We start from the raw sequence: 10,930 nt of genomic DNA, 5'->3' as shown, positions 1-10,930 counted from the left end.
CGCAACTTCCGCAACGAGGGCGTGGACTCCTCGCACAGCCCCGAGTTCGCCATGCTCGAGACCTACCAGGCCTACGGCGACTACGACACCTCGGCCACGATGATCCGCGAGGTCATCCAGGAGGTCGCCCGCGAGGTCTACGGCTCCACCACGGTGACCCTCGCCGACGGCACCGACTTCGACCTCGGCGGGCGGTGGCCCGAGCTCCGCATGTACCCCTCGCTCAACGAGGCGCTGCGCGCCAAGCACCCGCACCTCACCGCGGAGGTGACGGTGGACTCCACCGTCGAGGAGCTCCTCGCGCTGGCGGGCGGGGTCGGGCTCGAGGTGCCCTCCGGGAAGGGCTGGCTGCACGGGAAGCTGGTCGAGGAACTGTGGGAGCACCTGTGCGGTGACCAGCTCGAGGGCCCGGTCTTCGTCCGTGACTTCCCCGTCGAGACCTCCCCGCTCACCCGCGACCATCGCACCGAGCGCGGGGTCACCGAGAAGTGGGACCTCTACGTGCGTGGCTTCGAGCTGGCGACCGGCTACTCCGAGCTCGTCGACCCCGTCATCCAGCGTCGGCGGTTCGAGGACCAGGCCAGGCTCGCCGCGGCCGGCGACGACGAGGCGATGGTGCTCGACGAGGACTTCCTCGCCGCGATGGAGCAGGGCATGCCGCCCACCACGGGGCTGGGCATGGGCATCGACCGTCTGCTCATGGCGCTGACCGGCCTGGGGATCCGCGAGACCATCCTGTTCCCCATGGTCAAGCCCCTGCCGCGCGACTGACGGGGGCGAGGCGTCAGAACGCCACGACCTCGTCCCCGACCCGCAGGGTCTCGAAGAAGTGCGCGGCCGCGTGGTGCCCCAGATGGATGCAGCCGTGCGAGGGCTCGTCCAGGCGTCCCTCGTGGAACGCCATGCCGCTGGTGGTGAAGTACGTCGAGTAGGGCATCGGCGAGTCGAAGATCCGGCTGTGGTCGTGGCGGACGTGACGCAGGACCCGGTGTGAGCCGCGGGCGGTCTCGTATCCGGGCATGCCGGTCGTGATCGGCACCGGACCGTAGGTGACATGCCCCTCCGAGACGACCCAGGCGCGCTTGGCGTCGACGTCGATGCAGGCCCGGGCGGTGGGCGGGCACCGGGGTGGAGCGGTGGCGGTGAGAACGGCCGGGCCGCCCGGACCGAAGCCCAGGAGCGTCTGCCTCGTGACGTGCTCGACCTCGCCGGGAGAGAGCGGCCCCAGCGCCGTCACATCGCGCGCGATCAGGTCGACGTCGGTGAGGTGCGCGGGCTGGTCCTGCTCCAGCAGGACCCTTCGCGCCACCGACCGGATCAGCTGCGCGTCCACCGTCACCGGCCGCGGCGGCACCTCCGCCACCGCCGGGGTGCCCTCGTGGGCGGGGTCCGCGTGGGCGGGGTCCGCGTGGGCGGCGAACCCGGGGGAGGCGCCGATCGTCGCCGCCGCCGCGAGCGCCCCCGCGAGGGCGGCCGCGGAGAGGACTCCGAGGTGGGGTCGGCCGAGCCGACGTGTGACAGGCACCATGGGGTCACCCTATCCACACGTGCGGAGATCGCGTTGTCAGCGGGGGTCGTCGTACCCGTGTGCCCACGCGGCCGCCACGAGGTCGCGCAGAACCTGACCGTCGACCCGGGCCAGAGTCGACACGTAAAGGCATCCCTTGCCGGTCTTGTGTGGTCCCAGCGTCTCAAGCAGGCCGACGGACGCCGGCGCCCCGAGGAGACCGTAGAGGGTCAGAGCCGAGGCCCTCGGGCTGAAACCGACCCGCAGCGTGTCTCCCTCGCGACCGCTGTCGTAGACGTAGTGGTGGTGGCCGTATCCGACGATCGACGGGCCCCACATGACGGGCTCCGCGCCGGTGACGTCATTGAACATCTCCAGCAGCCGCAGTCCGTCGTCGACCCGGCGTGCGGTCGGCAGCCCCTCGATCCATTCTCTCGGCGATCCCGGCGCCGCGACGAACGCGGTGTTGTCATTGCGGCCGGTGGCTCGGGGCCGGGGGACCGGGTCGGTGAGGGACAGGCCCGCCGCGGTCACGGCGTCGCGCAGGACCGCGAGCTGGGCGGGGCCTACGCCGCGCAGGGCCAGAATGTCCTTCTCGGCCAGGCCGTCGAGTTGGCGCAGGTCGGTGATGCCTGCGGCGCTCAGGGCGCGGGCCGCGGTGGCGGAGAGCGGGGGCAGGGGCAGCGGGCCGTCACTCATCATCCAGACGCTAGTCCCATGGGTGCGATGGCCGCGGTGTCCGAGACCGGAACGTTGCGCCGGGACGGATGTCCGGAGGGACCGGCCAGGACATAATCGAGGAATGACAAAGAGATCGTCACGGGTGTTGGTCGGCGCGGTCGCGGCGTTGCTCCTCGGGGGCGTCGCGCCCCCCGTGGCGTCGGCGCAGCTGCCGTTCCCCGTCCCGACCGAGGTCCAGCAGGTGATCGACCAGGCGCAGGCGGGATCGGCGCAGGCGGACCTCGACCTGCGCACCGCCGCGGGCGGGGCGTTGGAGCGGGCGGGGATCACCCCGCCGCCCGGATTGGTGCCGCCGCCGCCCGCGCCACCCGCGCCCCCGCCGCCGCCGGACCCGACCCCGCAGAGCCCGTGCCCGCGGACCGCGGCGGCGTGCGTCGACCTCTCCGGGAACCGCACCTGGCTGCAGTCGGGGGAGCGACTGAGCTACGGCCCGGTGCGGATGTCGCACGGCATGCCCGGGTGGGAGACCCCGCGCGGGACCTACCAGGTCACGCGCAAGGTCCGGCACGAGGTCAGCCGACTGTTCAACAACGCGCCGATGCCCTACTCGGTGTACTTCGTGGGCGGGATCGCGTTCCACGAGGGCGACCCCGCCTACGCCTCGCACGGCTGCATCCGGTTGGATCAGCCCGCCGCGGCCACCTACTTCGACCGACTGCAGGTGGGCGACACGGTGGTGGTGTTCTGAGTCGGTGGCGCGGGGGTCACGGCGACGGGTGCGGCCGCCCCGACGCCAGGTCGGGGAACGCGTACTCGGCGGCGCGGGCGGCCCACGCCGATCCCGCCGCCACCAGGACGAACCCGAGCGCGGCCACGTAGGGCCCGAACGTCACGCTCGCGTCCGAGGGCAGGCCGGAGAGCGTCGGGTCGGCAGCCCCGGTGGAGGCGACGAGCGTCCACACAAAGGCGAGGTGCGCGGCCAGCACCCCGATCGCGACCACGGCCGCCGCCGCCGCGAACGCCCCCAGCCGGCTGATCGCGGTCACGGCCACGAGGACGGACAGGACCACCAGTCCGAGGAACAGCAACGGGGCGACACTGCGGACGTCGATGATCCCGGTGATCCCCAGGGCGGTGATCCCCCCACTGCTGGAGGCGAGCCACGGGAGGTAGAGGCTCAGCAGCGCCAGCCCCAGTCCCACGAGGGCGGTGATCGCGCCGATCCGGTTCCTGACGTGGGGGATCACCCTGGTCAGCTCCTCCGTCCTCGCGGGGAAGGGGACCCGGTGCGGGGCGGGGGGTGTGTACGCGGTCATGACGATCACCCTTTCGGCGGAGCGGACTCTCACCAATGGTCTTGGTCACATCGTAGGCCCGAAATCCGGGAAATGCTGTGATCTGGCCGTCCGTTATGGTATTGGAACCGTCAGCGACGCCGATTGGTCCGCCGGGTCGGCTCGGCGCTCATCGGATCCTCCGGCCACGGGTGGCGCGGGTAGCGTCCACGCATCTCCGCGCGCACGCCGGGGTAGGCCTCGCGCCAGAAGAACTCCAGGTCGCGGGTCACGGCGAGCGGTCGACCCGCGGGCGAGAGCAGGTGGACCGTCACCGGGACCCGGCCGCCGCAGATCCGCGGCGAGGCCGTCCAGCCGAAGCACTCCTGGAGTTTGACCGCGAGGACCGGGGCGTCATGGGAGCCCGGTTCCGGGTAGTCCACGCGGTACGACGACGAGCTGGGCACCTCCAGCCGGTCCGGCACGAGCTCGTCGAACCGACTCGCCTCGGGCCAGGGGAGCAGCCGCTTCATCGCGGTTCCGAGGCCGCGTCCCGCCAGCCTGCCGCCGCGGACCAGCCCGTCGATCTCGGGGCCGAGCCACTCGTCGAGCCTGTCCGCCAGCGCGTCACCGGACACGTCCGGCCAGGGGTCGCCGAGTTCGCGGTGCGCCAGGGCGAGTCGCCGCCACAGGCGTAGAGCGTCGTCGTCGGCGCCGAGTGCGGACGGCCCGCCGGCGCGGACGGCCGCCGCCACGGCCGCCACGGTGACTGCCGGACCCGGACGCACCGGGGTGGAGGAGAGCTCGATCGCCCCGAGCCGCCGGATGCGGCGGCCCGTCACCGCGCCGCCCGTGAAGGTGGCCGTCTCGTCGTCGTCGAGCAGCCCCGACGCCGCACGCTCGGCGCTCTCGCGGTCCAGCGCGGCCGCCGACCTGATCACCGCCCCCGCCTCGCCCGCCGCCCGGCCGGACGCGCGTCCCACCTCGGCCACGGCCAGCCAGTCGTGGCCCGCCAGAGCCGACCCGGGCGGGAGGACCGCCCCGGTTCCGGACGCGAACGTGTACTGCTCGCCCCGCCGGCGCGCCACCCGGTCGGGGTGGGCGAGCGCCACGATCAGCCCCACGGCCTCGTCGACCGGGACCGGGGCGCCGGGTGGGCGGCCGTCGCGCGGCCCGGACCGGGCGAGCCGCTCGAGCCGACCGACCTCGCGCTGCCACGTCGCGGAGTCGGGGGCCCGCCCCCCGCGGAGGGCGCGGAGGTCGGCCACGAGGTCGCCGGAGGGGGAGCGCCGGCCCGAGGCCAGCAGCGCCACGACCTCCGCGGCCACCCGCGGACCCACCACCGGGGCGCCGTCGAGCAGGGCGCGGGCGTGGCGCGGATCCGCGGGCACGCGCGCGAGGCCCCGCCCGCGGTCGGTGGGCCGGCCCGACGGATCGACGGCGCCGAGCCCCTCGAGGACGGCCTGGGCGCGGAGGATCTCCCCGGCCGGTGGCGGGTCGGGCAGCGCCAACCCCTCCCCGCGCGGGGCGCCCCAGCAGGCCACGTCCAACGCGAAGGTCGTCAGGTCCGAGGTGGCGATCGCGGGCGTGCGGTGCGCGGGCAGTCGCGCGTACTCCTGCTCGGTCAGGCAGCGGACCGCGATCCCGGGTCCCAGGCGGGCGGCGCGGCCCGCGCGCTGGACGCAGGAGTCCCTCGAGGCGGACACCGTCACCAGGCCGGTCATGTCGCGGGCGGCGTCGCGTCGGGGCTCGCGGCTCAGGCACGCGTCCACCACGACCCGCACCCCCGGCACCGTGAGCGAGGACTCGGCGAGGTCGGTCGAGACCACGACCCGGGGCCGGGCGCCGCCCCCTCCCGCCGCCCGGTCTCCGCGCCGGCGGCCCGCGCCCGAGACCGCCCGGTCCTGGGCGGCCGCGTCGAGCCCGCCGTGCAGCGGAAGGACCTCGGCGCCGCCACCCAGGCGTGCGGTGAGCTCCCGCACCACGCGGTCGACCTCGCGGACCCCGGGGAGGAAGACCAGGGTGTCGTGGCCGCCGGAGGTGACCGCCTCCGCCGTCACCGCGGCCACGTGCTCGAGGAAGCCGTCGGTGACCCCGCGGGCGTCGAGGCGCGCCACCGGCGGCGGGAGGTAGCGGATCTCCAACGGGTGGAGAACGGCCGGCACGTCGACGACGGGCGCCGCACCGGCCCCGCCCTCCCCGCCGAGCAGTCGCGCGAACCGGTCGGACTCGACCGTCGCGGACATCGCCACGACCGGCAGGTCCTCGCGGAGCCCGCGCAGCTCGCAGAGGAAGGCAAAAGCGAGGTCGGACTCGACGTCGCGCTCGTGGACCTCGTCGAGCACGATCGCGCCGACCCCGGGCAGGTCCGGGTCGGCGATCAGCCGCCGCACGAGCACCCCGGGGGTGACGAACTCCACGAGGGTGTCCCGGCGGACGCGGGAGTCGCCCCGCACGGTGTAGCCGACCACCGTACCGAGGTCGGTCCCGGTGAGCGCGGCCAGGCGCCGCGCCGCCGACCGGGCCGCCACGCGCCGGGGCTGGGTGACCACGACCCGGCCCGCGACCCCGGCCGCCGAGGCGACAGCGGGCGGGACCAGGGTGGTCTTGCCGGTGCCGGGCGGGGCCTGGACCACCGCGGTCCCCGCCGCGGCCAGGGCCTCCCGGAGGTCCGGCAGGGCCGCGGCGAAGGGCAGGTCGCGGCCGATCCGGGCCAGGTCGAACGGGCTCACCGCGCGCTCCCGCCGGTCGCCTGGGTCATGACAACGACCCTAGACGGCGGGTGGCCGGTGGTCCCGCGGCGGCGTTCGCTGACGGCGTACACGGATCGGCAATGGATCCCCGACCTGCCGCGTTGACCCATGGTGACGGGCCGACTGCCACTCCTGTGGCTCCGGACGTCAGACCGGGCCACTACAGTGGTGAAAACCCGAGGAATGTGAGGTAGCACGATGTTCGAACGGTTTACCGACCGCGCACGTCGCGTCGTCGTCCTGGCCCAGGAAGAGGCCCGGATGCTCAACCACAACTACATCGGCACCGAGCACATCCTGCTGGGTCTCATCCACGAGGGTGAGGGAGTGGCCGCCAAGGCCCTCGAGTCCCTCGGGATCTCGCTGGAAGCGGTGCGGAGCCAGGTCGAGGAGATCATCGGCCAGGGTCAGCAGGCGCCGAGCGGGCACATCCCGTTCACGCCGCGGGCCAAAAAGGTCTTGGAGCTGAGTCTGCGCGAGGCGTTGCAGCTCGGCCACAACTACATCGGCACCGAGCACATCCTGCTCGGCCTGATCCGTGAGGGCGAGGGCGTGGCCGCCCAGGTGCTCGTCAAGCTCGGAGCGGACCTCACCCGCGTCCGCCAGCAGGTCATCCAGCTGCTGTCGGGTTATCAGGGCAAGGAGGCCGAGGCCACGGGCGCGCCCGCCGGCACCGGTGGCCGCGAGTCCGGCACGCCGTCGTCGTCGACCGTCCTGGACCAGTTCGGGCGCAACCTCACGCAGGCCGCCATGGAGGGCAAGCTCGACCCGGTCGTGGGCCGCGCCAAGGAGGTCGAGCGCATCATGCAGGTGCTCTCGCGGCGCACCAAGAACAACCCGGTCCTCATCGGCGAGCCCGGCGTGGGCAAGACCGCCGTCGTGGAGGGCCTGGCGCAGGCCATCGTCAACAACGAGGTCCCCGAGACCCTGAAGGACAAGCAGGTCTACTCGCTGGACCTCGGTTCGCTCGTCGCCGGGTCCCGCTACCGCGGTGACTTCGAGGAGCGCCTGAAGAAGGTGCTCAAGGAGATCAACCAGCGCGGGGACATCATCCTGTTCATCGACGAGATCCACACGCTCGTCGGCGCGGGTGCCGCCGAGGGCGCGATCGACGCGGCGTCGATTCTCAAGCCCAAGTTGGCGCGCGGTGAGCTGCAGACCATCGGCGCCACCACGATCGAGGAGTACCGCAAGCACATCGAGAAGGACGCGGCGCTCGAGCGTCGTTTCCAGCCGGTGCAGGTCCCCGAGCCGAGCGTCGAGCTGTCGATCGAGATCCTCAAGGGTCTCCGCGACCGCTATGAGGCGCACCACCGCGTCACCATCACGGACGCCGCGCTGGTCGCGGCCGCGCAGCTGGCAGATCGGTACATCAACGACCGGTTCCTGCCGGACAAGGCCATCGACCTCATCGACGAGGCCGGCGCCCGCATGCGGATCAAGCGGATGACCGCCCCGCCGGACCTGCGCGAGTTCGACGAGAAGATCGCCGAGGCCCGGCGCGAGAAGGAGTCCGCGATCGACGCGCAGGACTTCGAGAAGGCGGCCGGTCTGCGCGACACGGAGAAGAAGCTCATCGCCGAGCGCTCCGAGCGGGAGAAGCAGTGGCGTGCGGGCGACATGGACGTCGCCGCCGTGGTGGACGAGGAGCAGATCGCCGAGGTCCTGGGCAACTGGACCGGCATCCCCGTCTTCAAGCTCACCGAGGAGGAGACCACCCGTCTTCTCCGCATGGAGGACGAGCTGCACAAGCGGATCATCGGCCAGGAGGACGCCATCAAGGCGGTCTCGCGTGCCATCCGCCGTACCCGCGCCGGTCTCAAGGACCCCAAGCGTCCCTCGGGCTCGTTCATCTTCGCCGGCCCGTCCGGTGTCGGTAAGACGGAGCTGTCCAAGGCGCTCGCGAACTTCCTGTTCGGCGAGGACGACGCGCTCATCCAGATCGACATGGGCGAGTTCCACGACCGCTTCACCGCCTCGCGGCTCTTCGGCGCGCCCCCCGGGTACGTCGGCTACGAGGAGGGTGGCCAGCTCACGGAGAAGGTGCGGCGCAAGCCGTTCTCGGTGGTCCTGTTCGACGAGATCGAGAAGGCCCACTCGGAGATCTACAACACCCTGCTCCAGGTGCTCGAGGACGGCCGCCTCACCGACGGTCAGGGCCGCATGGTGGACTTCAAGAACACCGTGCTGATCTTCACGTCCAACCTCGGGACCAGGGACATCTCCAAGGCGGTCGGGATGGGCTTCCAGTCCTCCGACAACACCGAGGACGCGTACGAGCGGATGAAGCAGAAGGTCAACGACGAGCTGAAGAAGCACTTCCGGCCGGAGTTCCTCAACCGCATCGACGAGATCGTGGTCTTCCACCAGCTCACCCGCGAGCAGATCGTCCAGATGGTCGATCTCATGGTGGGCAGGGTGCGGGTGGCGCTCAAGGCCAAGGACATGGACATCGAGGTCACGGATCGGGCCAAGAACCTCCTGGCCATGCGCGGGTTCGACCCCGTCCTGGGGGCGCGGCCGCTGCGTCGCACCATCCAGCGCGAGATCGAGGACACCCTGTCGGAGAAGATCCTCTTCGGCGAGGTCGCGGCCGGCGAGCTGGTGACCGTGGACGTCGAGGGCTGGGACGGCGAGGCCGAGCGCACCGAGGACGCCAAGTTCACCTTCTCCGGTTCCCCGCGCCCCGGCGCCGAGGTCCGCGAGGGCGAGGAGATCACCGCGAGCGTCGCGCCGACCGGCGAGGCCGGCCCGGGCGACTCGCTCCCGCCGAGCTCCGCCGGGTTCGGCGGCGGCTCGACCGGCGGTCCGTCGGGTAGCGGTGGGGCGGCCCCCGCCACCACCTGAGCCGGACCCTGCACGAGAAGACGGCCCCCGCCACGGCGGGGGCCGTCTTCTCGTGCGTGACGCGCCGAAAGCGGCCGGTCAGTCCGTGGAGGAGGGGGGCACCGCCCGCAGGCCTCCGTCGACGATCACGAGCGGGTCGCTCGGATGGTCGTCGAACCAGGCGTCGAGCAGGCGGGCGATCACCAGGACGTGGTCGCCGGCGGGGACCAGGCGGTCGATCGCCACCCGGAGGCGCGCCCGCCCGCCGTGGAGCAGCGGTTCCCCGGTCTCCGCCCGGGTCCACAGCGAGGTGTCGGCAAAGCGGAGGTGGGACGGTCCGGCGAAGCGCAGGGCGAGCGCCTCGTCCCCCTCGCCCAGCAGATGAATCACCGCGGTTCGCGCGTCGAGCACCGCGGCCAGGCTCGACGAGGAGATCCCCACGTTGAAGCTCACCAGCGCGGGTTCCGACGACAGGCTCGACGGCGACGACGCGGTGAAACCGACCGGGCCGTCGGGATCGTCGAGCGTGATGACGGTGACGCCGGCCGGGTGCAGACGCATCGCGCGACGGTGGACCTCGGCGGAGACGGAGGGCTGGGCTTCGGTGGTGGACACTGCGCGTAGTTCGGTCATGTGAGCAGTCTGTAAGTCGTCGTCACCGATGTCGATCCTTCCGCTCCCGGTGATCGGAAATGCCTCATGACCTCATGACACGGACGAGAGCCGGGTCGTGAGGGCGGCCACCGGGTCGGCGGAGATCGCGTCGAGCGCCACGGCCATGGCCGCGAACTGCTGGATCCGGCCACCGGCCGTCGAGACCCGGAGGTCGGGTGCCCCGCCCCCGAGACGGCTCTCCCGCGTGGCCCTGAGCAGCGGGGTCAGGTAGCGCGGGTGATCGGTGAACGCCTGGCCGCACAGCACGACGGAGTCGGGGCGGGTGATGGCGGAGATCAGGCCCACCAGGCGGCCCAGGGTCGTCGCGCGTTCCACGAGGATCGCGTCGGCCACCGGGTCGTGGCGGGCCCGGTCGGCGAGCTCGGGCACCGAGCCCACGGTGATGCCGCGGGTCGCCGCCGCACGGACCAGGCCGGAGTCGCCCACCACGTCGAGGAGTCCGGCACCCCGGTCGTCGAGATGGGTGGTCTCGCCCACGGGCAGGTGGGCGAGTTCGGCGGAGCCCGCCCGGGGGAGGTGGACGGAGCCGTCGATCACCAGGGCTGATCCGATGGACTCCCGTGCGTACACGACGAGCGTCGTGCCCCGATGGGTCTCGTGCCCGACCAGGAGTTCCGCCGCGGCCATCGCCTCGACGTGCGGTGCCACGGCGAACGGCACGCCGAGGCGGTCCGTGAAGAGGTCGGCGACGGGGACGTCCCGCCAGCCCAACAGATCGTGGTCGATCCTCCCGGGCCCGGTGATCCGGGCGGCGGTGGCGACCCCGCCCCAGACCAGCCGGCGATCCCGGTGGTCGTCGAGGAGCCGGAACGCGATCGCGGACAGCTCGTCGACGATCCGCTCCGGGTCGCACCCGGGGGTGGGGACGGCGTGCTCGGCGAGGATTCTGGCGCTGAGGTCGCAGATCGCGACCACGCTTCGGTGCAGTCCGATGTGGACGGCGACGGTCACCGGTCCGGCCGGATCGATCTCCACCGGGATGCTCGGCCGGCCGACGGACCCGTCGTGCATGAGTTCGGGCCGCTCCCGGATCACGCCCGTCGAGAGCAGGGCCGAGGTCGCGCGCCCGACGGTGGCCACCGAGAGGCCGGTGGTCGCCGCGACCTCGGGGCGGGAGACGGGCCCACGGAACCGGATCGCGCGCATGACCCTGGCCGAGCTCGCGGGGGAGAGGCGCAGTTCGGGTCGGGGTGTCCGGGGTGTCATGCGGGTGA

9 protein-coding genes are annotated in these 10,930 nt (G+C 72.8%); 3 read left to right on the top strand and 6 right to left on the bottom strand.

Annotated elements, in window-relative coordinates:
- Positions 1–771 (top strand): amino acid--tRNA ligase-related protein (locus tag B4M60_RS15445; RefSeq protein WP_291086072.1); only part of this gene is annotated, 771 nt, incomplete at its 5' end.
- 13 nt (positions 772–784) lie between these two features.
- On the opposite strand, the gene B4M60_RS15440 is transcribed toward B4M60_RS15445, so the two are convergent.
- On the bottom strand, positions 785–1,528 hold the full coding sequence (locus B4M60_RS15440; RefSeq protein ID WP_291086069.1) for a L,D-transpeptidase: 744 nt from the start codon (positions 1,526–1,528) through the stop codon (positions 785–787).
- 36 nt (positions 1,529–1,564) lie between these two features.
- Positions 1,565–2,206 (bottom strand): DUF1801 domain-containing protein, encoded by a 642-nt coding sequence (locus B4M60_RS15435; protein WP_291086066.1) that lies wholly within the window; start codon positions 2,204–2,206, stop codon positions 1,565–1,567.
- A gap of 103 nt (positions 2,207–2,309) precedes the next feature.
- On the opposite strand from B4M60_RS15435, the gene B4M60_RS15430 reads away from it, so the two are divergent.
- Positions 2,310–2,936 (top strand): L,D-transpeptidase, encoded by a 627-nt coding sequence (locus B4M60_RS15430; protein WP_291086063.1) that lies wholly within the window; start codon positions 2,310–2,312, stop codon positions 2,934–2,936.
- Between the two features lie 16 nt (positions 2,937–2,952).
- Here B4M60_RS15430 and B4M60_RS15425 read toward each other — a convergent pair whose 3' ends face one another.
- Complete coding sequence (locus B4M60_RS15425) at positions 2,953–3,504, bottom strand: hypothetical protein (protein ID WP_291086060.1); 552 nt, start codon at positions 3,502–3,504, stop codon at positions 2,953–2,955.
- Positions 3,505–3,614: 110 nt separating this feature from the next.
- On the bottom strand, positions 3,615–6,194 hold the full coding sequence (gene hrpB, locus B4M60_RS15420) for an ATP-dependent helicase HrpB (RefSeq protein ID WP_291086057.1): 2,580 nt from the start codon (positions 6,192–6,194) through the stop codon (positions 3,615–3,617).
- A gap of 219 nt (positions 6,195–6,413) precedes the next feature.
- Here hrpB and B4M60_RS15415 point away from each other — a divergent pair, with 219 nt between their 5' ends.
- On the top strand, positions 6,414–9,062 hold the full coding sequence (locus B4M60_RS15415) for an ATP-dependent Clp protease ATP-binding subunit (protein WP_291086054.1): 2,649 nt from the start codon (positions 6,414–6,416) through the stop codon (positions 9,060–9,062).
- Between the two features lie 78 nt (positions 9,063–9,140).
- Here the strand turns inward: B4M60_RS15415 and B4M60_RS15410 are convergent, their stop codons facing one another.
- The gene (locus B4M60_RS15410; protein WP_291086051.1) at positions 9,141–9,674 is read right to left on the bottom strand and encodes a flavin reductase family protein; all 534 of its coding nucleotides are present in this window, start codon (positions 9,672–9,674) and stop codon (positions 9,141–9,143) included.
- 72 nt (positions 9,675–9,746) lie between these two features.
- A partial coding sequence (locus B4M60_RS15405; protein WP_349679636.1) for an ROK family protein occupies positions 9,747–10,930 on the bottom strand: 1,184 nt, incomplete at its 5' end.

The sequence above is a fragment of the Dietzia sp. UBA5065 genome (assembly GCA_002415925.1).
Taxonomy (GTDB): Bacteria; Actinomycetota; Actinomycetes; order Mycobacteriales; family Mycobacteriaceae; genus Dietzia.
Note: the sequence above shows the minus strand (reverse complement) of the source record. Positions and strands in the feature narration are given on the sequence as shown.

Coding starts and splice junctions, on each gene's coding strand:
- B4M60_RS15440 (WP_291086069.1), bottom strand. CDS start 1,528: ATGGTGCCTGTCACACGTCGGCTCGGCCGACCCCACCTCGGAGTCCTC.
- B4M60_RS15435 (WP_291086066.1), bottom strand. CDS start 2,206: ATGAGTGACGGCCCGCTGCCCCTGCCCCCGCTCTCCGCCACCGCGGCC.
- B4M60_RS15430 (WP_291086063.1), top strand. CDS start 2,310: ATGACAAAGAGATCGTCACGGGTGTTGGTCGGCGCGGTCGCGGCGTTG.
- B4M60_RS15425 (WP_291086060.1), bottom strand. CDS start 3,504: ATGACCGCGTACACACCCCCCGCCCCGCACCGGGTCCCCTTCCCCGCG.
- B4M60_RS15415 (WP_291086054.1), top strand. CDS start 6,414: ATGTTCGAACGGTTTACCGACCGCGCACGTCGCGTCGTCGTCCTGGCC.
- B4M60_RS15410 (WP_291086051.1), bottom strand. CDS start 9,674: ATGACCGAACTACGCGCAGTGTCCACCACCGAAGCCCAGCCCTCCGTC.